Annotated in this window: 17 protein-coding genes and 1 pseudogene; 8 read left to right on the top strand and 10 right to left on the bottom strand. The window is 69.7% G+C overall.

Annotation, left to right across the window (positions count from 1 at the left end; translation table 11 throughout):
* Positions 1 to 64 precede the first annotated feature (64 nt).
* The gene (locus AR3_RS08880; protein WP_067911318.1) at positions 65 to 634 is read right to left on the bottom strand and encodes a dienelactone hydrolase family protein; all 570 of its coding nucleotides are present in this window, start codon (positions 632 to 634) and stop codon (positions 65 to 67) included.
* Positions 635 to 1,406: 772 nt separating this feature from the next.
* Here AR3_RS08880 and trxB point away from each other — a divergent pair.
* Both trxB and trxA read left to right on the top strand, forming a co-directional pair.
* On the top strand, positions 1,407 to 2,384 hold the full coding sequence (gene trxB, locus AR3_RS08875) for a thioredoxin-disulfide reductase (protein WP_067911315.1): 978 nt from the start codon (positions 1,407 to 1,409) through the stop codon (positions 2,382 to 2,384).
* A 47-nt stretch (positions 2,385 to 2,431) separates the two neighbouring features.
* Positions 2,432 to 2,746 carry a thioredoxin gene (trxA, locus tag AR3_RS08870; RefSeq protein ID WP_067911312.1) on the top strand — a complete coding sequence of 105 codons (315 nt, stop codon included), beginning with the start codon at positions 2,432 to 2,434 and terminating at the stop codon, positions 2,744 to 2,746.
* 928 nt (positions 2,747 to 3,674) lie between these two features.
* On the opposite strand, the gene AR3_RS08865 is transcribed toward trxA, so the two are convergent.
* A complete protein-coding gene (locus tag AR3_RS08865; protein ID WP_067911309.1) occupies positions 3,675 to 4,292 on the bottom strand; it encodes a GCN5 family acetyltransferase in 618 nt (205 codons plus the stop codon).
* A 560-nt stretch (positions 4,293 to 4,852) separates the two neighbouring features.
* On the opposite strand from AR3_RS08865, the gene AR3_RS08860 reads away from it, so the two are divergent.
* From AR3_RS08860 to AR3_RS32075, 3 genes and pseudogenes are all read left to right on the top strand, one after another.
* Positions 4,853 to 6,091, top strand: coding sequence for an aminotransferase-like domain-containing protein (locus AR3_RS08860; RefSeq protein ID WP_083951156.1), 1,239 nt, complete (start codon positions 4,853 to 4,855; stop codon positions 6,089 to 6,091).
* A gap of 71 nt (positions 6,092 to 6,162) precedes the next feature.
* Entirely contained in the window at positions 6,163 to 7,104 is a 942-nt protein-coding gene (locus AR3_RS08855) for a D-alanine--D-alanine ligase family protein (RefSeq protein ID WP_067911304.1), read from the top strand.
* Between the two features lie 3,886 nt (positions 7,105 to 10,990).
* Positions 10,991 to 11,794, top strand: a pseudogene (locus AR3_RS32075) (IS481 family transposase); the annotation flags it as partial.
* Positions 11,795 to 12,094: 300 nt separating this feature from the next.
* Here AR3_RS32075 and AR3_RS08845 read toward each other — a convergent pair.
* The 3 genes from AR3_RS08845 to rsmG form a co-directional block, all read right to left on the bottom strand.
* Positions 12,095 to 13,030, bottom strand: coding sequence for a ParB/RepB/Spo0J family partition protein (locus tag AR3_RS08845; protein WP_083951148.1), 936 nt, complete (start codon positions 13,028 to 13,030; stop codon positions 12,095 to 12,097).
* Positions 13,027 to 13,842: a ParA family protein gene (locus AR3_RS08840; protein WP_067911298.1), complete on the bottom strand. Its 816-nt coding sequence runs from the start codon at positions 13,840 to 13,842 to the stop codon at positions 13,027 to 13,029. Before AR3_RS08840 ends, AR3_RS08845 begins: the two co-directional genes overlap by 4 nt.
* A 371-nt stretch (positions 13,843 to 14,213) precedes the next feature.
* On the bottom strand, positions 14,214 to 14,864 hold the full coding sequence (rsmG, locus tag AR3_RS08835) for a 16S rRNA (guanine(527)-N(7))-methyltransferase RsmG (protein WP_067911295.1): 651 nt from the start codon (positions 14,862 to 14,864) through the stop codon (positions 14,214 to 14,216).
* 168 nt (positions 14,865 to 15,032) lie between these two features.
* Here rsmG and AR3_RS30375 point away from each other — a divergent pair, with 168 nt between their 5' ends.
* Positions 15,033 to 15,530, top strand: a complete 498-nt coding sequence (locus tag AR3_RS30375) for a DUF6458 family protein (RefSeq protein WP_106259176.1) — start codon at positions 15,033 to 15,035, stop codon at positions 15,528 to 15,530.
* Positions 15,531 to 16,272: 742 nt separating this feature from the next.
* Here AR3_RS30375 and AR3_RS08820 read toward each other — a convergent pair.
* The 5 genes from AR3_RS08820 to rpmH are packed head-to-tail and all read right to left on the bottom strand — an operon-like array spanning position 16,273 to position 18,718.
* Entirely contained in the window at positions 16,273 to 16,758 is a 486-nt protein-coding gene (locus AR3_RS08820; RefSeq protein WP_067911287.1) for a Jag family protein, read from the bottom strand.
* A gap of 37 nt (positions 16,759 to 16,795) precedes the next feature.
* Positions 16,796 to 17,794, bottom strand: a complete 999-nt coding sequence (yidC, locus tag AR3_RS08815) for a membrane protein insertase YidC (RefSeq protein WP_067911284.1) — start codon at positions 17,792 to 17,794, stop codon at positions 16,796 to 16,798.
* Positions 17,787 to 18,197 carry a membrane protein insertion efficiency factor YidD gene (gene yidD / locus AR3_RS08810; RefSeq protein ID WP_083951146.1) on the bottom strand — a complete coding sequence of 137 codons (411 nt, stop codon included), beginning with the start codon at positions 18,195 to 18,197 and terminating at the stop codon, positions 17,787 to 17,789. Before yidD ends, yidC begins: the two co-directional genes overlap by 8 nt.
* The gene (gene rnpA / locus AR3_RS08805; protein ID WP_245637868.1) at positions 18,194 to 18,541 is read right to left on the bottom strand and encodes a ribonuclease P protein component; all 348 of its coding nucleotides are present in this window, start codon (positions 18,539 to 18,541) and stop codon (positions 18,194 to 18,196) included. Before rnpA ends, yidD begins: the two co-directional genes overlap by 4 nt.
* A 39-nt stretch (positions 18,542 to 18,580) precedes the next feature.
* Positions 18,581 to 18,718, bottom strand: coding sequence for a 50S ribosomal protein L34 (rpmH, locus tag AR3_RS29430; RefSeq protein WP_083951144.1), 138 nt, complete (start codon positions 18,716 to 18,718; stop codon positions 18,581 to 18,583).
* Positions 18,719 to 21,417: 2,699 nt separating this feature from the next.
* Here rpmH and dnaA point away from each other — a divergent pair.
* Both dnaA and dnaN read left to right on the top strand, forming a co-directional pair.
* Positions 21,418 to 23,463, top strand: coding sequence for a chromosomal replication initiator protein DnaA (gene dnaA, locus AR3_RS08800; RefSeq protein ID WP_067911275.1), 2,046 nt, complete (start codon positions 21,418 to 21,420; stop codon positions 23,461 to 23,463).
* A gap of 674 nt (positions 23,464 to 24,137) precedes the next feature.
* Positions 24,138 to 25,265 (top strand): DNA polymerase III subunit beta, encoded by a 1,128-nt coding sequence (dnaN, locus tag AR3_RS08795; protein WP_067911271.1) that lies wholly within the window; start codon positions 24,138 to 24,140, stop codon positions 25,263 to 25,265.
* Positions 25,266 to 25,605: the final 340 nt, after the last annotated feature.

Here is a 25,605-nt window from a genome sequence, read left to right as displayed (position 1 = left end):
GGCCCGCGCTGCCGCGGCGGCCCTGGTCGGCGCCCGACGTGCCGAAATGCGGCCTCCGCTCAGCTCAGAGTTCGGCGAGGAAGGTCAAAGCCACGGCCCACGCTTGTTCAGCCGCCTCGGGGTCGTAGTCGGGCAGGTCAGGGTCGGTGAACAGGTGACCCGCCCCCGGGTAGCGGTAGACCTCGACGTCGGCCCCGGCGCGCCGCATGCGCAGGTACCAGGCGTTCAGCCAGTCGACCGGCTCGTAGGTGTCGGGGTCGGCCACGTGCAGCTGCACGGGGATGTCGGTGGACGCGTCGTCCGCCATGTCCGAGGTGCCGTGCATGAGCAGCAGCCCGCGCGCCTTGTCGTCGGCGAGGGCGAGGTTCTGGGCCAGGGCGGCACCGAGCGAGAATCCCGCGTAGACCAGGCCGTCCTGCGACAGCGGCGCCGCGGCCGACACCGCGCGCTTGAGGAGCTCGTCCCGGCCGATCTCCTCTTTGATCTCGATGCCCGCCTCCGGGGTGTCCACGACCCGACCGTCGTACAGGTCGGGCACGTGCACCTCGTGCCCCGCCGCACGCAGCCGATCCGCCGCCTGGTGGACCGCGGGCCGCAGCCCGTACATCGAGTGCAAGAGCAGAATCCTCGCCATGGCCCCACAGCCTAAGGTCACCCAGCCCCCACAACGCTCCCCCACCGCCCCGCCCGCCCCGACGGCAAGACGCAATCGTCCGCGCCCCCGCTCAGCCGAACACAGCACCGAGGACCACAACTAGGCGTGTTTCGAAGTAGGTGGAGCTATTCGTTGATGGCGGTGATCTCAAGGACGGCCTGGTAGCGGACGGCGAGCTTGATGCAAGGCCCCCATCGGGACACGCCGGCCCAGTCCGGCGGCAGCAAGCACCGCCCCAGATGATGGTCGACAGATCAAACTCAAGGCCCTATGTCCAGTCGCAACGCGGGTCAGACCACCACCCGAGGCGGCACCCGCACATCTTCACAGCCGTAGCGGGTGACCACGGGCCGATGCCGCTTGAGACGGTTGGTACCGCACTCACAGTGTGACGGCCCCGGTAGTCGGCCGGATCGAAGCCGGGTGGACGGCCGCCGCGGCTGCCCCGGCCGCTGCTGGTGTCGGGCCTTTCGGCCTGGACCCGGATCGTGGCGGCTTTCCCGCCCTCAGCGGTGCCTAGATGATCAGAATCGACGGGGTCGGCCCGGGTGCCCGGCCCAGGGAATCACAGGGCCCTAGGATCGGTTGACGCGATTGGCAGGCCGAAGGCACGCGCTCCGGAGGCGTCGAGCACCCAAGAGGTACGAGTCCGTACAAAGGGCAAGATGTCAGGGAAGGCGCGTATCACCGACACCGTGATGGTCACGGCATCGTCCTGCAGCCGAGGCGAGCAGAGGAGAGGCGCAGAACAGTGAGCGACGTGCGTAACGTCATCATCATCGGGTCGGGCCCGGCGGGCTACACGGCCGCGATCTACGCCGCGCGCGGTGATCTGAAGCCGCTGGTGTTCGAGGGTTCGGTGTCGGCGGGTGGTGCGTTGATGAACACCACCGAGGTGGAGAACTTCCCGGGCTTCCCCGACGGGATCATGGGTCCGGACCTGATGGACAACCTGCGCAAGCAGGCCGAGCGGTTCGGCGCCGAACTGATCGCCGACGACGTCACCGAGGTCGACCTGACCGCCGACCCCAAGATCGTCAAGGTGGGGGACGAGGTCTACCGCGCCCGTGCGGTGATCATCGCGACCGGGTCGGGGTACCGCAAGCTGGGCCTGGAAGGCGAGGACCGGCTGTCGGGGCGGGGGGTGTCGTGGTGCGCCACCTGCGACGGCTTCTTCTTCCGGGATCAGGACATCGCCGTGGTCGGCGGCGGGGACACCGCCATGGAAGAGGCGATCTTCCTGACCCGGTTCGCCACGTCGGTGACCGTGATCCACCGGCGGGACCAGCTGCGCGCCAGCAAGATCATGCAGGATCGGGCCTTCGCCAACGACAAGATCCGGTTCCTGTGGAACAGCCAGGTGGTCGAGCTGCTCGGCGAGGACCGGCTGTCGGGCGTACGGGTGCGCAACACCCAGACCGGGGACGAGAGCGTGCTCGACGTGACGGGCCTGTTCATCGCGATCGGCCACGACCCGCGCAGCGAGCTGTTCGCCGGGCAGCTGGACACCGACGCCAACGGATACCTGATCGTGCAGGCTCCGACCACGCGGACCAAGATCCCGGGAGTGTTCGCCGCCGGTGACGTGGTGGACCACATCTACCGCCAGGCCGTCACCGCCGCGGGCAGCGGCTGCGCCGCGGCCATCGACGCCGAACGCTGGCTGCAGGAACACGGCCAGGCCGAGACCGTGCCGCAGGATTCCGCCGAGCTCACCCGCCAGCGCTGAGCGTGCGAGGGCACCCCGCCCGGCCCGAGGAACACGAAGGAGAAGCCATGAAAGCCGTGACCGACGCGGATTTCGACGCCGAGGTCCTCAAGAGTGACAAGCCCGTGCTGGTCGACTTCTGGGCGGAGTGGTGCGCGCCGTGCCGGATGGTGGCTCCCGTCCTGGAGGAGATCGCCGCTGAGCACGGCGACAAGCTGGACATCGTCAAGATGAACATCGACGAGAACCCCAACGTGCCGCGGCAGTACGGCATCGCCAGCATTCCGGCCATGTTCGTCTTCAAGGACGGCCAGCCCGCCCACCAGATCATCGGCGCCAAGCCGAAGGCCGCGCTGCTGCGCGAACTCGCCGACTTCATCTGACCCTCGCCTCCCGCGGCGAGCGCACCATAGATGGCCCCGTCCCCGGTCTCCGGGACGGGGCCATCTGCCTTATCCTCGAACGCCGTACCACCCACAGCCGACGCAGAAGCAGGCGGCACGCCGTCCGGGACGTGCAACCGCAGGACGCACGCATGCGGGGAGGCTCGGCCGGCTCGGGCCCGGAAGGGCTGGAAACATGCACGACGCGGACGAGCCCGCCCTGGCCGAGGAGATCCAGCGCAAGCGTGCCCGGTGCCGCGTCCCCGAGTCCGAGCGGACGATTGTGGCTGGGTGGGCAGGCAGCACAGCATCGGTTCGCCGACGTGGGGCGCAGCCGCCGGCCGTGAACAACACAGGCTCGTCCCGAGGCCTCCTGTAAAGGCGCTCGGCGATGGTCAGGCACGCCTCATGGCGCACGGCGTCAGCGAACAACGAGCCGTGTCCGGAGAGGACGTCCTCGACCATGGCCCGCAGCCGCTCGCGGGCAGCGCGGGCGCGGTCGGGCGCGGCCTGGCCGGCGGTGATGACGGAACCGCCGCACCGGGCGTCACGATCACACCGCCATGCGCCCCCTTTACAGCGCCTCCTGGAGGCTGTGAACGGGCATGGCCTGTTTCACTGTCGCGACCGTCTCGAAAGCATGAGGGCGCCTCAGGTGGTGAAGGCACCGGCCGGCCTCCTGCACTCTGACCTCCCGACCATCCCTCGAGAGGGAAGCCGCGCGCTCGCGCACCCATGAAGACACCGGCGCGGGCCTGCGGCGGCGCCCTGACCCGACCAACGTTTCATGTGAAACATCTGAAGTCGGCCTTTGAGGCGCACCACGCGCAGGCAACTTCGGTAGATCTTTTCGGAAAGCCGACGGCCTCGCTCTTGATCAGGCCGGCGAGGTCCTTCGAATGCCTAGTACTGCGGCGCTCAGAGGCGCTCAGACGGGCCGGAGGGCGCCTTCCGGGGTCATGGACCCCAGGAGTCTTTCCAGGGCCACCTCGACGTCCTCACGCCACGACAGAGCCGACTTCAGCTCCAGGCGCAGTCTCGGGAAGCGATGGTGCGGCCGGATGGTCTTGAAGCCGACCGCGAGAAGGTAGTCGGCGGGCACCATGCACGCGCCGTCCTCCCCCTTGAGGTCGCCGAACGCCTCGATGGCCTTGACCGAACGCCGCGTGAGGTCCTTGGCGACGCCCTGCACGAGCATCCGGCCCAGGCCGCCCCCGGCGAACTCCGGCAGGATGTGCGCGGTCATCAACAGCACGGCGTCGGCGCTGACGGGACTGGTGGGGAACGCCACGGAACGTGGGACGTACAGCGGCGGCGCGTACATCACGAAACCCGCCGGAACGTCGTCGACATAAACGATTTTTCCGCAGCTGCCCCACTCGAGCAGCGTGGACGAAATCCACGCCTCCTTCTCCAGGGCCGGATCGCCCGTTTCCACGGCGCGGTCCCGGCTCACCGGGTCGAGTTCCCAGAAGACACAGCGGCGGCAGCGACGCGGGAGGTCGTCGAGGTTGTCCAACGTGATGTTGACGAGACGACGCGACACCGAATCGGCACCCCCTGAGGCTCGCTCGGCCGGTCCGCTTCTGTGGCGCGCTTCCGGAACCGGTGAACGAGCGTGTTCGCTGCGGGGCTTGCTATGCGCAGCGCCACTTCGTGGAATTCCCGGCAACGAACCGGGACCCTGAGGCATCGTATCGAACAGCGGGCTTCTTCCCGGCGCGGACGACCGTCGGTGCGTGGGAAGCGAGGCAACGTTGGGCAAAAATGCCGCGGTCATTCGTCGAGGGTGCTGTGATCCGGCTCCTGGTGGGTAGACCGTTCGCTTTATCGATGCCTCGGGTTCATGCGTCCCGCCGCCGCGGGAGGGGCCGTCGGCCCCGCGACCGCGGCTTCCGGCTTCGGCCGGCGGGGGGAGAGAGCCTCCCGGACGGCAATGTCCGGCCGGGACACGGATCTGAGCATCGCCGCTCAGGGGTTCCGCCACGTCGTTCCAAGGCCATGCCGTAGGTTTCAGGGTTATCCGATCACCCTTGGAGGTGCCTCGTGGAACTGCACTCGCGAACAGACGCCTACATCGGTCGCTACGCCGCCCGTGCCGCCGGCATGGTGCCTTCGGAGATCCGGGCTCTGTTCGCGGTGGCCGACCGTCCCGAGGTCGTCTCCCTCGCCGGCGGCATGCCCTACGTCTCGGCGCTGCCGCTGGACCGGATCGGCGAGATGATCGGCGAACTGGTCGCCCGCAATGGTGCGCAGGTGCTCCAGTACGCCTCGGCGCAGGGCGATCCCGTCCTTCGCGAGCAGATCTGCGAGGTCATGGAGCTCGAGGGCATTCGCGCCAACCCCGACGACGTGGTGGTCACGGTCGGCGCCCAGCAGGCCCTCGACCTCGTCACGAAGATCTTCGTGGACCCGGGTGACGTGGTGCTGGCCGAGGCGCCCTCCTACGTGGGGGCGCTGGGCACGTTCGCCGCGTATCAGGCCGAGGTCGTCCATGTTCCGCTCGACGACGGCGGACTGATCCCGGCCGCGCTGCGGGAGACCCTGGAACGCCTGCGCCGGGACGGCCGCCGGGTCAAGTTCCTCTACACGGTGCCCACCTTCCAGAACCCCGCCGGGGTCACGCTCACCGCTCCGCGACGCGCGCAGATTCTGGAGATCTGCGCCGAGTACGACGTGCTCGTCCTGGAAGACAACCCTTATGGCCTGCTGGGCTTCGACGGCGAGCCGATGAGGGCGCTGCGCGCCTACGACAGCGAACGGGTCATCTACCTCGGTTCGTTCTCCAAGACGATCGCGTCTGGACTGCGGGTGGGGTGGGCGCTGGCTCCTCACTCGGTGCGGGCCAAGCTGGTGCTGGCCGCCGAATCCGCCGTGCTCTGCCACGCCAACCTCTCGCAGCTCGCCGTGCGGGAGTACCTGGCGACCCAGCCGTGGCGCGAGCAGATCAAGGACTTCCGGGTCATGTACCGGGAGCGCCGCGACGCCATGCTCGACGCCCTGGAGACCCTGATGCCGAAGGGCTGCACCTGGACGCGTCCATCGGGCGGCTTCTTCGTCTGGCTCACCGTGCCGGAGGGTCTGGACACCAAGGCGATGGCCCCGCGCGCCATCGCGGAACGCGTCGCGTACGTCCCGGGCACGGGCTTCTACTCGAACGGAGACGGCCGACGCCACATGAGGCTGTCGTACTGCTACCCCGAGCCCCACCGGATCCGCGAGGGCGTCCGGAGGCTCGCCGGAGTGGTGGAGGAGGAGATCCGCCTGCGGGACACTTTCGGAGGAGTGAGGCGTGACGACAGGGCGCCCGGCGGGGTCGACACCCCGGGTCCCGGTCTCGTCTGACGGAACTCGTCGGGAACGCCGGCTCCGCACGCTGGGGCCGGCGTTTTCCGTTCAACGTGAAAGGCAGTGGTGTGGAACTCGGACACGTCGTCGTCCTCGCCGGTGGCCTGTCGTACGAGCGCGAGGTGTCCCTGCGCTCCGGTCGGCGGGTCGCGGACGCGCTGCGCGCCCTCGACATCCCTGTCGAACTGCGAGACACCGACGCGACACTGCTGGACGCGCTGGCCACCGATCCCCCGGACGTGGTGTTCCCCGTCCTGCACGGGGCGTCCGGAGAGGACGGCTCGATCCGAGACGTGTTGGAGCTGGTGGGCGTCCCATATGTGGGCGCCCGCCCTGACGCCTGCCGGGTCGCTTGGGACAAGCCCACCGCCAAGGCGGTCGTCGCCCGGGCGGGCCTGTCCACCCCGGAATCCGTCGCCCTGCCGAAGGAGATCTTCCACGATCTGGGCGCCGCCTCGGTCCTCGACCGGATCGTCGAACACCTCGGGCTTCCTCTCATGGTGAAGCCCACCCGCGGAGGATCGGCCCTCGGCGCCTCCGTCGTCCGCGACGCCGAGCAGCTCCCGGCCGCCATGGTGGGCTGCTTCGCCTACGGGGACACGGCTCTCATCGAACGCTATGTGGAGGGCACGGAGGTAGCGGTCAGCGTGATCGAGCGCGGCGGCGAACCGTATCCGCTGCCCGCGGTAGAAATCGTCGCCGCCGGAGGGCGATACGACTACACCGCACGCTACGACGCCGGCGATACCGAGTTCGTGATCCCGGCCCGCCTGTCCCCAGAGGCCGCCGAACGGGTCACCGCCGCCGCGCTCACCGCCCACCGCGCCCTAGGGCTGCGCGACCTCTCCCGTACCGACCTGATCGTCACCCCTTCCGGCGAGGTCCACTTCCTCGAGGTCAACGTCGCCCCCGGCATGACCGAGACGAGCCTTCTGCCCCGCGCCATCGCCGCTGCCGGTTTGGAGCTCTCCCACATCTGCCGCGACCTTCTGATCCAACGTTTCACGTGAAACATCGCGCCTGCCGAACACCCACCCCTCGGTGAGGGACCTGGCCGGCACGGGCACTTGACTGCCACTGGTCGCCGCCACGGCGCGGCTGGCCGCTGCCGTGTTTCGAGCCAGAGTGTGTTTCGAAGTGCGGTGAGCGTCGGCGTGTTGTGAGTCGAACGCAACGAGGTCTCCGGTAGACGGGCTTGTCCACAAGAACCACCCTGAACCGGAGACCTCATGGCCACTCCAGCCGCGACCAGGCGGTTCGACCCGACCGACGCGCACTAAGCGGTCCTGGAGCCGCTGCTGCCGTCGCCCGGCGGCCGGGCCGACCATCCACGTGGACCAAACGACAGCTCATCGACAGGATCCGGCGACGGGCGCGCACCGGCGCTGTGGCGTGACGTGCCCGCCTGCTACGAATCCTGGCAGGCGGTCTACGGGCTGTTCGGCCGCCGGCAGCGTGAAGGCGTCCGGGCGCATCCCGGTCGCCTCGCAGGGCCCGGGCCGACGCGGCCGGGATGATCAGGCCAGCAGGTAAGCGTCGACTCCACATCATGCACTGCCCAACCGGAACGCCACCGGGGCCAAGCGGCACGGTGCGCGGCAGCGCGAGCCGGCCGGCTGCATGCTCGCCGAGCCGGTCGACCACGCGCTGGGCCGCTACCGCGGTGGGTTGTCGACCACGGCGCATCTGCCCCCTACGAGCAGGGGGCAGATGCCGTTGTCGGGTGGTGGTGACCGCCGGCCAACGAGGGGATGCCCTGCGATTCAAGGCAGTGATGGTCGGCATCAGGGTCGCCCGCCTCAGACCGGGGCGTTCCCGGACCCGGCCCGATACGGGTGCGGGCCGATGCGGCCTCTTCCTCCCGGGTGATCCGTGCCCACCTGCGCCAGCGCGGCATCTCGCCGCCACGATCCCGGTCCCGGCCGACCAGGCCCGGCACCGGCGGCGGGGCGGCCGCGGAGCTGGAGGGAGTGTCGATGATCGGCTCTGGCGTTGTGGTCGCTGGGACATCGCAATTCGCGCCGTAGGTGCGGTTGACGCGACCCCCTAAGGCGCGTCTCTCAAAGCTGGCGCGCGCAACGAATCATGATCGCCGTGCGACGCTCCACCGTTTCCCAGGGGTGTGCGTTCGCTGCCCTCCATGCTGATGCCCCAGCGCTTCCATGAGCACCTGAGCCGGAAACGTGACGGCGACTGCGAGCACGACTGACATTCCTCCAAAGCGCATGAGCGACCTGTCGCGCAACGTGGACGCCAGCAGCTGCGTCGCATGCGCGCATGCCGACATCCAGTCGGCCGGCGTCGCAGGGGGTCCGTAGTTGCCGCGGCTGGTGATCCACTGGAGTCGACCTCCTAAAAGATGCCCTGCGGCTCCGAACCGGCTCAGGCCGCTATGAGCCGTCTCCCCCACCGCAGGCCGCTCATCTTCTCCCGGACCGAGTCGGGGCTGGGGCGCGTCAATCCCCCACTGACCGACGGCCGCCGGCGGGCACGGCATCTTCGGTCCTGCTTCTGCTGCCAACCGACGGCCCTGTCCACTCCCGCCACTGCCCCCGTTCGCCTACCCGCTGCGGCCCGAGCACCCGCTCCCACGTCACCGCCTCATCGAGCGGAGGCCGCGGCTGCCGGGCGGACTCGCCTCGGCGAGACACGGCGAGCTGGCGGGCCGCTCGCCATCGCGGTGCTCACCAAGCGCTGCGGTGGAACACAGGCCCTGCCACTATGGCGCCGCGCCCCCGACCAACGCTCGCACCTCCATCAATGAAACAGCGGCTTCGCCAGTGCTGAGAGAAGAACGCGCATTAGGCGTCGCCGGAATGGCTGGTGCACAACTGTCCGGGGTCGCGGGCGGAGGTTTCACGTGAAACCTTGGCAGCCTCAGCGCACGGCTGATCGTGGACTCATGAGTCGCTCAGTCGGAGCTCGTACTCAAGACCGGGTGATTCGACCGGTGGTGTGGAGGGCGAGAGCTCCGCCAGTTGCGCCCAGCCGAGCCGCCGTCGCTCGGGTCATGTGAAGCACAGCGAAAGCGCCCCCAGCCGGCTGCAAAGCGTCAAGTACAGGTCGGTGCCGCCGGAGATGGAAGCCCAACGACGTACGTGGCCTCGCAAGGCGCGTGTCTGGCAGACGCCACCATGTGCCTCTGCCGTCAACAGATCACGTAGCCGTTAAGCCGTCAGCACCGTCATCGCAACGGTCGGCTGTCTTCGCTCATGGCCCCGCGGAGCCCGCCCGGCTGATGTGGTTCGCTCCGGCACAATCCCGGGAGTCCACCTGTTGTCCACCGCGCGCTGAAGAGAGGTCGGCTCCCTAGGCAATTGCCAGCAGAGCGCGCCAGAGCATCGGCGCCACTGCCGCAGAGCCACGAGAAACCGACACCTCATGCAGCCGCAGTAGCGCGGCCACTCCCCCATCGTGATGCTGAGGTGCCTTGCGTCGTCGGTCCGGCCGAGGGATCAACCGGTTGGCAGCCGCAGGCCCCTTGCGGGGACGCCCGCGGGTGGACCGATGGCTGGGGGCCGCCGGCCGTGCGGGCGCTGCCAGGCGAGCAGTGCCTTCCTCGCAGGCGGCCGCCGCGTCCTCGTCGATCTCCCCAACGCCAGCTGGTCGGCGATCTCCACCTTCATCGGCGGCCGGCTTCGCTAGCTCGGAGTGATGTGACGGCAGGCTGAGCAAACGGTATGGGCTTGCCCTTGCCCCAATTCGTGTCATCCGGCCGCCCACGGCGAGAGAAGGCTGCCCATCGACGCGCCATGTACCGGCGAAGTGAATCATCAGCGCTGCCTATCGGCTGGCGCGCGGCCCAGCGGTAGAGCGACCGAGGCGCACATGGTCTCGCACACGGTCGCAGAAATGTAGGCCCAAGTGGCGGCTTGGGATGCGATCAGGAGCGCGTCGGGCCTATTCGCTCTGGAGGTGGAGCGCCCACCTCCTCCCATGAGCGTCTGGGGCGCCGCCGGTTCCTCTATGACCAGTGATCGGCCACGACGAATGTCCAACCCGCGACAGCAGGACTACCTGTCGTCGGCAGCGCGCCAGTAGCGGTGAGAAGCTCTACCAGGCGCAGTTCGCAAGGCATGCCGAAGGGCGGCTGTGTGGAGGTAGAAGGGAGCGTCGCCGCGAGCAGCGGAGGTTTCACGTGAAACATCGCTCCGAGACGGTGAGCATGCCACCCGCTTCCGCGGTGAATGTCCCTCCTCGCGCCCGTAGCTGCACGATTTGAGGGGGTGTCCGAGCCGTCCGTACAGCAGCACCGGGGGCACGCCCGCCACCTCGAACGCCACATCGTGCGCATCAGAGTCCGCCCTCGGACCAGCCGATCGCCACCCGCCTGGGCTTTGTCCCGCCCCTACATCTGCGAGACGGAACGCCACGCCTGCGCCTGCGCTTGGCCGCACATGAGACAGCGCGGCCACACCGCACTTGGCGGCCTCCCTACCCACTGGCCGCGGCACCAGCCTGTCAGGACAGAACACCTGGCGCGTGGGCGCTGCAGCGGCTGCGCATGGCGATCGGGCTGCTCGATCACCACCCGCGTGGACACGCCATCGAGGGCGGTGCCGCCTCTCCCCACCGCCCGGCTCCCGGACGAACTCGTCCCACGGGGGCAACCGGGTCGTGGGAGGCAGTGCCAGCGACACAGACGGAGACGGACTTGCTGGCTGGCATGACGAGCAGGGTGGCGCTGTGAGGGCGGGGCCGCGCGGCGCTGCAGCGCACGCCGCAGACTGTCTTATCAGGACCTGCTACCTGAATCTGACCACCACAGCAATGGGGGGCCGTGCGCGCCGGGGCCCGGCCAGCAGACCGGCGCCAAGGGCACCTCATCGATTTCTGCGCTGTTGTGAGGATGAGCCAGGCTACTCATCTCCCGCACGCGACCCATCGGGGAGTACGTCCAGCCGCCCGCATCACAGCCCCCACCGGACACCACCGGGTGTCGATGCGCAGGTGCTCGCCCTGCGTCGCACACACCGCATCGGCCTGGCCGACCCGGGGGGCCGCCCGCACCGCCGTCGCGCCGTCCACCGCACACCGCATCCTGGCCCGCGACGGACTGCCGCTGCCGGCGGCGTGCGACCGGGCCATCGGCGAACCCATCCGCCGCTACGAACGCTCCCGCCCCGGCGACCTGGTCCACATCGACGTCAAAAGGCTCAACCGCAACCCCGGACGCCGGCGGACACAGGGCCCCTGGGGCACGCTGCGGGCCGCGTCAACCGGCACCGCGACAGCGGCGCCGGCTGCCTCTACCTGCACACCGCGCTGGACGACCACTCCCGCCTGGCCTACACCGAGATCCTGGCCGACCAGACCGCGGCCACCTGCGCCTGTGTTCCTGGTCCGCGTTTCCTGAGCCGCGCCACGCAGCGGTTCGCCGCACGCAGCCTTGCCATCCGACGCGTCCTGACCGACAACGCCTAGGCCTGCACCAAGAGCACTTGGCGCACCACCTGCGCAACGCTGGGCATCAGCCCGCGCTGGACCCGGCCCTGGCATCCCAGACCAACGGCAAGGTCAATCGCTTCCACCGCACGCTGCTGGAGGAGTGGGCCTACCACCGGCCCTACGCCTGCGATGCCGAACGACAGACCGTCTTCGGCGACTGGCTGGACTGGTACAAACCGCCACCGGCCCCACACCGGCATCGCGGGCCAGACGCCGGCCGACCGCGTCACCAACCTGTCCGAACAGCACAGCTGGCCCGTTGATATCCCTCTTCACCAGGCCTGGATCCGATTACTGCGAGTGGCTCGTGCTGAGGACGGGCTTCGTCGACGGGCGGGCCCGTGCTCACGCCAGCGACCACATTCGCTGGGGGCGGTGTGCTCGACCACCGGGAGGCAGCACGGACCTCTGCGGGCATGTACGGCGAGCCCGGGATGCGGTGATGCACTACGGGGGCGGGATTGGTCGACGGACTGGGTGCGACGGCGTCGGCGGATACGGCGACGCCCCGGAGATTGCTCCGGGGCGTCGGGTGAGGGTTCGGGGGTGGGGCTATTCGTCGTCGGGGACCATGGCCTTCAGGATGCGGTCGAGGTCCTCCCTGGAGGCGAACTCGACGACGATCTTCCCCTTGGTGCGGCCCATGTCGACGCGGACCTTGGTCTCGTACCGGTCGGACAGCCGGTCGGCGATCTCCTTGAGGGCGGGGTCCTCGGTCTTCTTGCGGCGACCCTGGCGGGGCTTGGGCGGCTCGTCGGCCTCCCGCATCGCGATGATCTCTTCCACGGCGTGGACCGAGAGTCCCTCGGCCACGATCCGCTGCGCGAGGTGCTCCTGGGCCTCGGCGCTGTCCAAGCGGAGCAGCGCCCGGGCGTGCCCGGCGGAAAGCACGCCCGCCGCGACCCGGCGCTGGACGCCCGGCGGCAGGTTGAGCAGCCGGAGCGTGTTCGTGATGTGCGGCCGAGACCGGCCGATACGGGAGGCGAGCTGCTCGTGGGTCGCGCCGAAGTCCTCCAGAAGCTGCTGGTAGGCGGCCGCCTCCTCCAGCGGGTTGAGCTGCTGGCGGTGCAGGTTCTCCATCAGCGCGTCGCGGAGCATGTCCACGTCGCTGGTGTCCCGGACGATGGCCGGGATCGTGTCCAGGCCCGCCTTCTTGGACGCCCGCCAGCGGCGCTCGCCCATGATCAGCTCATAGTCGTGCTCGGGCGAGTCGACCTTGCGGACCACGATCGGCTGCAGAAGGCCGACGATGTTGATCGACGTCGCCAGCTCGTCGAGCGCCTCCTCGTCGAAGTGCTCGCGCGGCTGGCGGGGGTTGGGCCGGATGGAGTCGAGGGGGATCTCGGCGAAGTGGGCCCCGACCACCGGCTGCATGTCCGTGCCGGGCGCGGTTCCGTTGGGTCGCGCGGAGTCATCGGCGCCCACCGGGGGTGTGGTCGGGATGAGGGCGCCCAGTCCTCGGCCCAGGCCGCGACGCTGCTGGCTCACTTGGCGGCTCCTCGGTGGGCCATCTCCGAGGCGGCCTCGCTGTAGGCGAGGGCGCCGCTGGAGCCCGGGTCGTAGGTGATGACGGATTGTCCGTAACTGGGCGCCTCGGAAACTCGGACGCTCCGCGGGATCACAGTGTTGAGCACGATGTCACCGAAGTGGTTGCGTACATCCTCGGCCACCTGGGCGGCCAGCCGAGTACGGGCGTCGTACATGGTCAGCAGGATGGTGGACACGTTGAGGCCCGGATTGAGGTGGGCCTTGACCAGGTCGACGGTGCGGATGAGCTGTCCGAGCCCTTCCAACGCGTAGTACTCGCACTGGATGGGGATCAGCAGCTCGTCCCCGCCGACGAGCGCGTTGACGGTGAGCAGCCCCAGGGAGGGCGGGCAGTCGATCAGGACGTAGTCGAACTGGCTCGTGTCGTAAGCGTCCAACGCCCGACGCAGCCGCGACTCCCGCGCCACCTTGGAGACCAGCTCGATCTCGGCCCCGGCGAGATTGAGGTTGGCGGGCGCGCAGTACAGCCCCGGGATGTCCGGAGCGGGCACCACGATGTCGGCCAGCGGCTTGTCCTCGATCAGCACGTCATAGATCGACGGGACGTCAGCGCGATGCTCCACCCCCAGGGCCGTGGAGGCATTGCCCTGAGGGTCGAGGTCGACGACGAGCACCCGCGCCCCGTGCAGCGCCAACGAGGCGGCGAGATTGACCGACGTGGTCGTCTTGCCGACCCCGCCCTTCTGGTTCGCGATCGTGATGACCCGGCACTTGGGCGGTCGAGGCCACTCCTTGTTCCGCCGGCCCGACATCGGCTTCAGTGCGGTGACCGATGTTTCACGTGAAACCTCGACATCCTTGAGCGCCTCGCGCACGAGTTCTGACTCCCCCTGAGCTGGTCCCTGACGCGGACCCGGCGGCTGGTGCATGGCGCCACCACCCGTCGGCACGTAGCCGACGCTCTCCGCCGTCCCGGACGTCGTACTTGCCCACATCGCATGCCCGGACGGAGGTTTGACCTCCTCCTTTTGGGCGGTCTCCCCTGGCTTCCCGCTCGCCGACGCCGGGCTCCCCGGCGCCGTCTCCTCGGGTGCCTCGCTTTCAGCGGGCCAGCCCGGGCCGGTCGTTCGGTTGTCGGGGGATTCTTTGGCGCGGTCCGGCCAACCCAGTCCTGGTCCCGTGCTCATGAAGACCTCTTCCTCGACCCTTTCGCGCGCCGGGGCACGCGTTCGGCGACCACACGGACAAGCGTTGTCGGCGGATCGACCTTACCGCGCCCGACTTGAAGCAGTTCGGTCCTGCGCACGCCGAAGCGCTTGAGAACCGGCTGCGCCTCCTCCAGCTCGGCCGCCGCGCGCTCTCCCTTGAGCGCGAGCAGCTCACCACCCGGCCGCAGCAAGGGCAACGCCCAGGTGACCAGGCGTTCCAGCGGGGCGACCGCGCGCGCGGTGGCGATGTCCACGGCGAACTCGCGGGCGACCTCTTCGGCGCGGGCACGGCGAACCTCGACGTTGCTCAACTTCAGCATGTCCACGACCTCGTTGAGGAACGTCGTCCTGCGCAGCAGCGGCTCCAGCAGCGTGATCTTCAGATCCGGCCGGACGATCGCCAGGACCACGCCGGGCAGGCCGGCACCCGAGCCGATGTCTATGACCCGCGCGCCCTGCGGAATCACTTCCGCCACCACCGCGCAGTTGATCAGATGGCGCTCCCACAGCCGGTCGACCTCCCGGGGGCCGATCAGGCCGCGTACCACCCCGGCGTCGGCGAGGAACTCCGCGTAGCGTTCCGCGACGGGCAGCGAATCACCGAAGACCTCACGTGCTATCCCCACCGTACGAATCGTTCCACATGGGTCCCGAGGTCGCACCCATGAAACGAGCCTGTGGACAACCCAGGCGGCCGCCGCAGGTCAGCCCCCGATCGCGAGGTCACCCGCATATTCGCCGTCATGCGGGTAAAGGCGAGGCAATGCCCATCACCGAAGAAGGAGAACCGGAGCATGGGAATCGGAGTCAGCCTCGTGTTCATCGCGACCGGGGCGATCTTGGCGTTCGCGCTGCGCGTCGATCTCAGCGGCGTGGACATCCGCATGGTCGGCTGGATCTTGATCCTGGTCGGACTGATCAGCCTGTTCTTCACGCTCAGGTACATCCGGCCGCGTCGAGGCGCCGGCCGGGTGACTGCCGGGACCGACCCGCTGTATGTGGAACGCCCCGACGAGGCGGATCCGACTGTTCACGATGAACGCGTCATCGAACGTTCACCTGAACCGCATGTCGAGCGTGTCGAACGGATTATCGAACGTCCTGTCCCGCAGCCGTCGACGCCGCACGGGCACGCTGCTCAGGAGTCGCATCTGCCCCAGAATCCCCGCGCGGCCCAGGATCCGGGCGTCGCTCAGGATCCCGGCTACGCCCAAGACCCCGCGCTTCAGAACCGGCCCGCGAGTGTCCCGTCCGACCTTGGCCGACATCAGACGCCGCGTGACCGTCGCTGATCCCCCTGCACGGAACGGGACGGCACCTCGTGCCCAGGCGCAGTTGTTGACGAGCTCGTCGATCAGCGCGCGGCTGCGCGAGCGGCCGCTCTGGCGGGCATGTCGCGGCAGCCGGCTGGGGTTTCACGCGGAAGGACGCTTATGTGAAGAACTCGTCGGCCACCCGAAGGACGAGAAGCCGGCCAAGCCGCAGTCGGACGGTCCGTCCGGCTCGCACACGGAGGGCGTCGGGGGTCGGCGGTCTCGGGACCGCTGCGTAGTTCGTGGTCCAGTAGGGCTGGTGCGGGCGGCGCCGGACAACGTGTCGCGCGAAGTGGGCCGGTACGTACGGCCGACGGTAAGGAGAGGTGACGGCATGACCGTCCAACCGGCAGGAGCCGGCGCGACCGTCACGGCACACGGTGTGGCTGCATGGCGGGGGCTGGAAGCAAGGAAGGTGTGGCATTTCCGAGGTGACAGTACGCCCGTGTTGGGCCGACCAGCATGTCGAAGGGCGCCGCGGCGGTGTGCTCCCGCAGACATGCGGTGCGGCGGCGGCCTTCGGGGTTCGACGACGAGTCACCTCCCCGTCCGTCGACGCTCGTGCGAGGACGGCGGGTGCGCAAGGTCGATGCTTGGAGTCCGGAACCGGTCAGTGTGTCGGTCGGATGATCCGGGACGGCGGATAAGGAAAGGCCCCGATGTCCGCCATGCGGAATCGGGGCCTCGGAGTCGTGAAGCCGGACTGTTAGCGGCAGGCCGATCAGGAGGGGTAGACGACCACGTACCGTTCAGGCTCTTCGCCCTCCGACTCGCTGCGCAGGCCGACGGCGGCCACCGCGTCATGCACGATCTTGCGCTCGAAGGGCGTCATCGGGGCCAGCGGCTTGGGCGTGCCGCTCTGCTTGACCTCGTCGGCCACGTCCTGCCCGAGCTTGGTCAGCTCCGCGCGGCGCCGCTCACGGTAGCCGCCGATGTCGAGCATGAGGCGGCTGCGGTTGCCGGTCTTCCGGTGCACCGCCAGACGGGTCAGCTCCTGTAGGGCCTCCAACACCTCCCCGCGCTTGCCGACCAGTTCGTCCAGGGACGCGCCGACCACCGCGACGACCGCGCGCTCGCCCTCGACGTCCATGTCGATGTCGCCGTCGTAGTCACCGATGTCCAGCAGGCCCTCGATGTAGTCGGCGGCGATCTCGCCCTCTTGTTCGAGCGCCTGGACGTCGACCTCAGTGGTGTCGGTCTGGCTCAACGGGGTCTCCTTCTTCGGCGTGGACCGCAATCACAACCTAGCGCTTTTGACTGCCGCTGCGCTTGCTGCGCGGCTTACGAGTCGGCTGGTTGCGAACGACCTTCGGCTTGGGGGCGGTGTCGGCGGGCGCGGCAGCGTCCTTCTTCGTACGGCCCTTGGCGTTCTTACCCCGTCCGGCCCCCGCGGCCGCGGTGGCGGCGGCCTTCGCGGTCTTGGCCTTGCCCGCCGGGGCGCCGGTGCGAGAGCCGTTGGCGCCGTTGGAGGGCTGCTGCGGGTAGCGCTTGTAGATGTAGTGCTGCTGCGCGAGCGTCCAGCTGTTGGACGTCACCCAGTACATCAACACGCCCAGCGGGAAGCCCAGCCCGAACAGGCCGAAGAAGGGCGCCAGGAAGACCATCATCTTCTGCGCCTGCATCATCGGGTTGGCCTCGTCCACCGCGCCCTGCTGCATCTGGGCGCGCTTCATGCTGGCCCGGACCGTGAAGAAGGTCGTGCAGGAGCTGATGATCACGGCGAGGCCGGTGACGACGATCGCGCTCCAGCTCTTGGGGTCGTTCTGCCAGGCGTTGAGGAAGGTGTCGGGGATGTGCGCGCCGAAGATGTTGGCCTCCTGCGCGCTCTTGACCAGGTCCGGGGTGACCGCGAAGACGCCCTCCCCCGGGCGGGCGTCCGAGATCCGCCGCAGCACCTGGAAGAGCCCGATGAAGACCGGCATCTGCACCAGGAGCGGCAGGCAGCCCGACAGCGGGTTGGCGCCGTGCTCCTGGTAGAGCTTCATGACCTCCTGGTTGAGGCGCTGCTTGTCGTTCTTGTACTTCTTGCGCAGCGCCTGAACCTTCGGGTTCAGCTCCTGCATCTTCCGCGACGCGTGGATCTGCTTCACGAACAGGGGGAAGAGCAGGATCCGGAAGAGCACGGTCAGCAGGATGATGGCGCCGCCCCAGGCCCACCCGCTGTTCTTGGGGAAGACAAGGCTCAGACCGCTATGGATCCAGACGATGAGCTGAGCGACTATCTCGTACAGCCAATCAAGCACCGGGCAGCTCCTTGGGCTCTGCTAGCGCGGGGCCGCTTTCCTCGCGGCCGGGGGCGGTCGTGGCGGGCGCCTCAGGGGCGGCCGCCGGGCCGCCGGGGTCCGTGGCGGCCTCGCCGGCTTTCGGCACCTTGGGGGGCGGAACCGGATCGTATCCGCCGCGGTGGAATGGATGGCACCGTCCGATCCGCCGGACGGTGAGCCAGGTGCCGCGCAGGGCGCCGTGCGTCTGCAGCGCCTCAAGGGAATACGCGCTGCAGGTGGGATAGAAGCGGCATTGTTGCCCGAGCAGGGGGCTGAGGAAGCGTCGGTAGGCGCGGACGAGAAGCATGAGCGACCGGGCCGCGAGGCCGACTCGCCCGGCCGCGTGGTGCGAGGGGGCCGCTCCCCCTTGCTGGCTCATCATCTCCGCCCCTTGGACGCGGGCCGCAGCAGCCGGTCGAGCGCCGACTCCAGATCCGCGGCCAGTTCGCCGTGGCGCGCCGTTCCCGCGCGGGGGTTCGCGCGCACTACGAGCAGGCTACCTTGCGGAAGTCGATCGAGGTGTGCTCGGACGAGGTGCCGCAGCCGCCTGCGCACGCGATTGCGCACGACCGCGCTACCGACCGTCCGCGCCACGATGAACCCCACCAGCGGTGCGTGGTCGGCCTGCGCGGCGTCGTCTCGGCGGAGCAGGTGCACGACGACAGTCGGCCGTCCGGCGCGGCGACCGCGCCGGACGGCCAGGGTGAAATCCTCCCGCCGCCGCATCCGGTTCCCGGACGGCAGCATGAGCGTGGAAGGGGTCGATCAAACCGCGATGCGGGCGCGCCCCTTGCGGCGCCGCGCGGCGAGGATCGCACGCCCGGCACGGGTGCGCATGCGCAGCCGGAAGCCGTGCTTCTTGTGGCGGCGACGGTTGTTCGGCTGGTAAGTACGCTTGCTCACTCCAGGCTCCAGTGCTGCGGTCGGCTGCTCTTCAAGCGCGAATGCTCGCATCGCGGGCCGCGTCTGGTCCCCCGCAGCCGGGGGCCCGTCCGTACTTCCCGAGGGGGCCGACGGCGGGCACGCGTCATCTCCGTCGATGCGACTCGACCTCAGCACGTTACGGGCTACGAACCCCTCTGGTCAAACGGAACGACGCTCTGAAGGCCTTCTCTGCGTCCAGCCCCGGCCCGGCGCCGGGACGCAGCCTCAGCTCCCGGCCTTTCCTTCCCGGACGCGCCCCTGCTCTCCACCGACGACGACCCCTACGTGCCAGCCCGGTGCCGCTGGTGCGCGAGCGCGGCGCCCCCCTGCTGTACCGACAGCCTGCCCTCTTGTTGTTCCGACTCCCCGAACCGGCCCCTTAGGCTCGCCGCCTCTCACACAGCCCACGTCGCCCTGTGTGGTCTCCCCCGCGCTTACCTCCCAATCGGACGCCGCCCCCGCTACATGCCTGGCGCCGGCGCTTGACCGCTACTTAGGTGGCGCCAAGCGCACCTGCCGCTCGTTCTGACTCGCACCGACCGCAGGGGCGAGCACCACCGCCGACTCCGCCAGTGCCCCCCTCTATCGCCGAGACCTTCGACACGTCCCCATCTGCGATACCCATGTGGCCGCCTCATCGTCGCGTCTTGCGATGGCATCAGCGGACGCGCACTGCCCAAGCCCTCGGTGCGGGCGCCCGTTGGAAAGCTCCGTGATGGTTCGGCGCCGCGCTGCCCCCGGGGCACGCTCAGGACGAAGCAGCCGCTCCTGGGCCCGAGAAGACGTCTCCTGACGTCTCTGAGCATCCGCTCCCTAGAAGGGTGCGGCGGCAGTTGTCGACGTCGCCGTGATGCCGGGCGCCCGTGCGCCGAACCGCAGCCTCCCGCGCACCAGCCATCCCACATCGGACTCGCGGTGGAACCCGAGCCCCGTCCCCACCTGGCGACCAAGGCGACGCCGCGACACCTGACCCCCATGGCGTCCCACAGCGCGCCTCAGCCCGCTACCCGCCTCTCGGGAGCCTTCTCAGGCTCCTTGATCGTGTCAGACCGCCGTGATGCCGCTGCGGCCATTCCACAAAGACAAGCGCGGGCGGAGTCCACCACACCTGGCCTTCCAAGGGGCGGCCAGCTCTGCGGTCGCCTACACCGCCCCGGTCGCCAGGATCTCCAAGAGGATCGTCATCAGCGACAACGCAGCCCCTGCTCGGCGAGGTGCTGGTCGGCGACGCGTCCGCCTCTCCCGCGCTGCGCGCCCGCGTCGACGCCGAACTGCCCCGAACGCCCACGCAGGCGCTGTTCGGCGGCACCACGGCGCCGGACGGCGACCTGCCCGGCTCTTCAATGGCGGGCGCCTCAGTCGTCGGCTCGGCAGCATGGGCCCAGAGAGGCTTCGGTGGTAGTGCTCGGCCGCGACGTTGGTTCGGGCACCCGCATGCCGTCCCAGCGCCGTGCGCTGCAAAAGCCCCAGCGCGCCCATCGGCGCATCGGAGAGCTTCGGCGCCGCACTCCCCACGGGGGGGGACTGGCGCACGGCGACCCGCCGCACCTGGCCCCGAAGGTGCCCCATACACGGCGCAGCCTGCCACCCGCCTCCTTGGGCGCCCTCAGGCTCCTTGAGCGTGTCAGACCGCCGTGATGCCGCTGCGGCCGCCGTGCGAACGGATTCGTGGTCAGTCCACAAAGGAGCGTGGGGTGTATTCCGCCACACCTGGTCTTGCCCGGCACTGCTTTTCAATGGCGGGCGCCTCAGTCGTCGGCTCGGCAGCATGGGCCCAGAGAGGCTTCGGTGGTAGTGCTCGGCCGCGACGTTGGTTCGGGCACCCGCATGCCGTCCCAGCGCCGTGCGCTGCAAAAGCCCCAGCGCGACCGTCGCGCGCCTCCGGGGATTTCGGCGCCACACTCCCCCCGGGGGGCAAGGTGACCCGCCGCACCTGGCCTCGAGGGCGCCCCATACACGGCGCAGCCTGCTACCCGCCTCCTTGGGCGCCTTCAGGTATACGCCTAGAGAGGTTCGCCGTCGCAGCGCCACAGCCTGCGTTTGGATCGGTGGACCAGACTTGCGCGAACCTCAGCGAGGCAACCGTCGGGATTCGGTACGGCGCTCCCAACGGGTGGGTCATGGCGCGTGCTGGCGCTTGGTCGGTCTTGGCGTCGGGCTGTCTGCGGTTGTCCGTCGTAGCCGTTGGGACGGTGCGTGGCTGGGGTCAGGGGGCTGCTGGAAGGGCCCTCTTGAAGCGGTGTGGCCTGGGCGGGGCAGGGGGTTCCGGGGGATGGTTCCGATGGGTGAGGGGAGGTTCGGCGGCTGTCCTCAGAGGTCCTGTGGATTTCTGGGCTGATCTGCGACTTGTGTTGCGAGCGTCCCCAGGCGGGCGCTAGTGTCACCGATCGAGCCGGCCAGGGCATGGTCTTGTGTGCCGGCGCCCCCTCTCCAGAAGGAGCCCGCGGTTTCGCGCGGCGCGAACACTCCCCGATCACCGCCCGACCGGTCGCAGGCGTTGTGACTTTTACACAGGGGATTCCCCATGCTCATGCACAGCGTGTGGACAACTCTGTGGACAACTCATGAGAGAGTAGGTCTCCCGCGGCGCCGCAGGGGTCTCTGAGCCATCCGGTGCCCGCGGGGTTGTCGGGCAGTCGGGTACTCCGGTTGACGGAGATTGGGGAGGGACCTTGCGCATGGACGGTCAAGATCTCGCATCGGTCTGGGCCCGCACCCTCACTGCGCTCTCCGAGGGGGATCTGCCCGCAAGCTACCGCGCGTGGCTGCCGATGGTCCGTCCGCTGGCGCTGGTGGAGGGGACGGCGCTGCTGGCCGCGCCGAACGAGTTCGCCAAGGACGCGTTGGAGACGCGGCTGCGCAGCCTGATCACACAGGCGTTGTCCCACGAGCTGGGCAGGGAGATCCGGGTCGCGGTGACCGTCCAGCCGGAGCCGCCCGCCGCCCAAGGGGGCCAGTCCGAACCGCAGGGCCAGCAGCATCACGACAGGGGGCCGTCGTACGGCGAGCGCTCCTACGGGGGCGAGGCGTACGGGGAAGGGCCTTACGGGGAGCGTCCGTACGGCGGAGACCGCTACTCCGAGCAGGGGTACGGCGGCAGGCATCAGGGCGGCCCCGCGAGTTATCCCCAGCCTGGGGATGACGACCGGAGCTGGCCCCAGCGTGACAGCGACCATTACGGGCCGCGGCACGTGCCGTACGGCATGGGGCCTGAGCTTCAGAGGGAACAGCACTTCCCGTTCGACCCGCGGGGGCAGCACGGCGGCTACCCGGGGCACGGCGGCCGGCCGGGGCCTCGTCCGGGCGAAGGGTACGGCGCTGGAGAGGGCTTCGGCTCCGGCGAGGCGTTCGGGCAGGGGCAGCGTGAGCAGGGGCCGTCCCAGGGGCCGCAGGCGGGGCCCGCCGCGCACGGGCGCGCCCCGTCGCATCTGAACGACCGCATGCTGGGCGCTCCGCGTCGTGGAGGCGCGGAGGCGCAGGGGCACGGCGGGGAGTCGTCCCAGCCCGGACGTCAGGACGAGCAGTCGTTCCAGGACGACGAGCAGCAGTCGCCCGGCGAGGGCGCCGGGGCGAGCGGCGCTCCGGAGACCGGGCACGGCCCCGTGCCGGGCGGCGGGGGTCCGCTGCCGGGCGGTGCCGGGCCTGTCGCGGGGTACACGGGGCCGGCGCCGGGGGGCGTGGGCGAGCACGCCCGGCTGAACCCCAAGTACACGTTCGAGACGTTCGTCATCGGCTCGTCCAACCGGTTCGCGCACGCGGCGGCCGTGGCCGTGGCCGAGCAGCCCGCCAAGGCGTACAACCCGCTGTTCATCTACGGGGACTCGGGGCTGGGCAAGACGCACCTGCTGCACGCGATCGGGCACTACGCGCAGAGCCTGTTCAACGGGGCGCGCGTCCGGTACGTCAGCTCCGAGGAGTTCACCAACGACTTCATCAACTCCATCCGCGACGGCAAGGCCGACGGGTTCCGCCGCCGCTACCGGGATGTGGACATCCTCCTCGTCGACGACATCCAGTTCCTCGAGGGCAAGGAGCAGACGCAGGAGGAGTTCTTCCACACCTTCAACACGCTCCACAACGCCAGCAAGCAGATCGTGATCTCCAGTGATCGTCCGCCCAAGGAGCTGGTGACGCTGGAGGACCGGCTGCGCAACCGGTTCGAGTGGGGGCTGACCACCGACGTCCAGCCGCCGGAGCTGGAGACCCGGATCGCGATCCTGCAGAAGAAGGCGCGCCAGGAGGGTCTGGCGGTGCCGCCGGACGTGCTGGAGTTCATCGCCTCGCAGATCGCCACCAACATCCGGGAGCTGGAAGGCGCGCTGATCCGGGTGACGGCGTTCGCCAGCCTGAACCGGCAGTCGGTGGACATGCAGCTGGCCGAGATCGTCCTGAAGGACCTCATCCCCAACGACACCGGCCCGGAGATCACCGCGTCGATGATCATGGCGCAGACTGTGGAGTACTTCGGGACGACGATCGAGGACCTCTGTGGACCGTCGCGCTCCCGGATGCTGGTGACCGCCCGGCAGATCGCCATGTACCTGTGCCGCGAGCTCACCGACATGTCGCTGCCGAAGATCGGGCAGGCGTTCGGCGGCCGCGACCACACCACCGTGATGCACGCCGAGCGCAAGATCCGGGCGCTGATGGCCGAGCGTCGCGCGATATACAACCAGGTCACCGAGCTGACGGGACGGATCAAGCACCAGGCCCGCAAGCGCTGAGCGGGCGCTCGGCCGGGTGCGCCGGCGCGGTGCGGGCCTTGCGTTCGGAGCGGCTCACGACGGTTCGGGCGGCCGGCGGAAGGCGCCGCGCCGCCCGCTCCGGGGAGCCCGACGCGGACCTCTCCGCCCACAACCTGTGGAAAACCTTGGGGATCTCCGTGGAAAAGCCCTGGGACAACCTGCGGACAACCTGCGGAGAACCTGAGGACGACACGTGGACGGATCAGGGACCCTTGGGGATGGCCGACGGGCCGCCTGGGGACGACCCCGTGGACCGCTTGGGGAATCGCTGGGGACGCCCTGGGGACGCGCGCCGGCCCGGACGCGGAGGACGACCCCTCCGCCGCTCGAAGGCGGGACGGCCTGCGGACAACTCGTGGACAACCGGGGGACGAGATGAGGAATCCGTGTGGGGACGAACGCTCCGTCCTCAGGCGACGCCGTCGTGCACAGTCCGCGCGCACAGCCGCCGTGGACAGAAAACCGCCGCTTCACCTGGGACGACGCCCGGTGTCCACACTTTCCACGGCCCCTATGACGAGTGCTTCCCTATGTATCTCCAAAGAGAAAACTCATCTCAACTCAGGGCCTGGGGATCCCGTGCCCCGGGCGCTCCGGCTGAACGATCTGTTCCACCTCACCCCTAGTCCGAAACCTGCAGGAGGCGGGTCCCTGTGAAGTTCCGCATCGACAGAGACGCCCTGGCCGACGCCGTGGCCTGGACGGCACGGACCCTTCCGGTCCGGCCGCCGGTGCCCGTGCTCGCGGGCATGCACATCGAGGCCGCCGACCGGCTGACGCTGTCGGCGTTCGACTACGAGGTGTCGGCGCAGGTCGCCACCGACATCGACACCGAGGAGCCGGGCACCGCGCTGGTGTCGGGGCGGCTGCTGGCCGAGATCTCGCGCAGCCTGCCTCCGCAGCCCGTGGAGGTCAGCACGGACGGGGCCAAGGTGATGCTGCGCTGCGGCAGCGCGAAGTTCACGCTCCTGACCATGCCTGTGGAGGACTACCCGACGCTGCCGGAGATGCCGCCGGCCGCGGGCGCGGTCGGCAGCGACGAGTTCGCCGCCGCGGTCGGCCAGGTCGCCATCGCCGCGGGCAAGGACGACACGATCCCGATGCTCACCGGCGTCCGCGTGGAGATCGAGGGCGAGACCGTCACGCTGGCCTCCACCGACCGCTACCGGCTGGCCGTCCGGGAGCTGCACTGGAAGCCGGAGCGGCCGGACTTCTCGGCGGTGGCGCTGGTCCCCGCCAAGACCCTGGCCGACACGGCCAAGTCGCTGACCGCGGGCGCCGAGGTGTCGATCGCGCTCGGCGGCGCGGGCGGCACCGGCGAGGGGATGATCGGTTTCGCGGGCGGCGGCCGCCGCGTCACCTCGCGGCTGCTGGACGGCGACTTCGTCAAGTACCGGTCGCTGCTGCCCAGCGAGTACGCCGGGCTCGCCGAGGTGCAGACCTCCCCGTTCATCGAGGCGGTCAAGCGCGTGTCGCTGGTGGCCGAGCGCAACACGCCGGTGCGGCTGTCGTTCCGGCAGGGCGAGGTGGTCCTGGAGGCGGGCACCGGGGACGAGGCGCAGGCCGTGGAGGCCCTGGAGGCCACGCTGGAGGGCGAGGACATCGACATCGCGTTCAACCCCGGCTTCCTGCTGGACGGGCTGTCGGCGATCAGCTCGGACGTGGCGCGGCTGTCGTTCACCACGCCGACCAAGCCCGCCGTCCTCACCGGCAAGCCGCCGGAGGAGGGCTCCGACCCCAACTACCGGTACCTGATCATGCCGGTGCGCCTGTCGAGCTGACCGGCGCGTGCCCGGCGGCCCGGCGCGGCGCCCGCGCCCCGGGCCGCCGGACGGGCGCGCGACCAGGACCCGGCATACCGGTTTCTTCGCGACAGTCGTAGCCTCACAACCGCAAGGGCAGCGAAACAGTCAGCACAAGCCACAGACCAAGCGAAGAAGCCGAACGCGCGCGTGACCGGCGAGGACCCGGCCCGCGAACGGGTCGGCCCGCCGCGTCGCGCCGGCGACGGTCGCCGAACCCCTCGGCACCGGCCCCCTTCGGACGCTTCCCGGCGGTCCGCCCGGAAGCGGTCGCGGTACCGCGGGTGGCCACGGGCTACGGCGGGCACGGTCATACCGG

It is taken from the genome of Actinomadura rubrobrunea NBRC 15275 (genome assembly GCF_001552235.1).
In the GTDB taxonomy this organism is placed as follows: domain Bacteria; phylum Actinomycetota; class Actinomycetes; order Streptosporangiales; family Streptosporangiaceae; genus Spirillospora; species Spirillospora viridilutea.
The sequence above is the reverse complement of the archived record's forward strand: the minus strand, read 5'-3'. Positions and strand labels throughout refer to the sequence as shown.

What these genes read in the sequence shown, in the direction of transcription:
- AR3_RS08880 (WP_067911318.1), bottom strand. Translation starts at nt 634, where the DNA reads ATGGCGAGGATTCTGCTCTTGCACTCGATGTACGGGCTGCGGCCCGCG.
- trxA (WP_067911312.1), top strand. Translation starts at nt 2,432, where the DNA reads ATGAAAGCCGTGACCGACGCGGATTTCGACGCCGAGGTCCTCAAGAGT.
- AR3_RS08860 (WP_083951156.1), top strand. Translation starts at nt 4,853, where the DNA reads ATGGTGCCTTCGGAGATCCGGGCTCTGTTCGCGGTGGCCGACCGTCCC.
- AR3_RS08840 (WP_067911298.1), bottom strand. Translation starts at nt 13,842, where the DNA reads ATGTCGGGCCGGCGGAACAAGGAGTGGCCTCGACCGCCCAAGTGCCGG.
- AR3_RS30375 (WP_106259176.1), top strand. Translation starts at nt 15,033, where the DNA reads ATGGGAATCGGAGTCAGCCTCGTGTTCATCGCGACCGGGGCGATCTTG.
- yidD (WP_083951146.1), bottom strand. Translation starts at nt 18,197, where the DNA reads ATGATGAGCCAGCAAGGGGGAGCGGCCCCCTCGCACCACGCGGCCGGG.
- rnpA (WP_245637868.1), bottom strand. Translation starts at nt 18,541, where the DNA reads ATGCGGCGGCGGGAGGATTTCACCCTGGCCGTCCGGCGCGGTCGCCGC.
- dnaA (WP_067911275.1), top strand. Translation starts at nt 21,418, where the DNA reads ATGGACGGTCAAGATCTCGCATCGGTCTGGGCCCGCACCCTCACTGCG.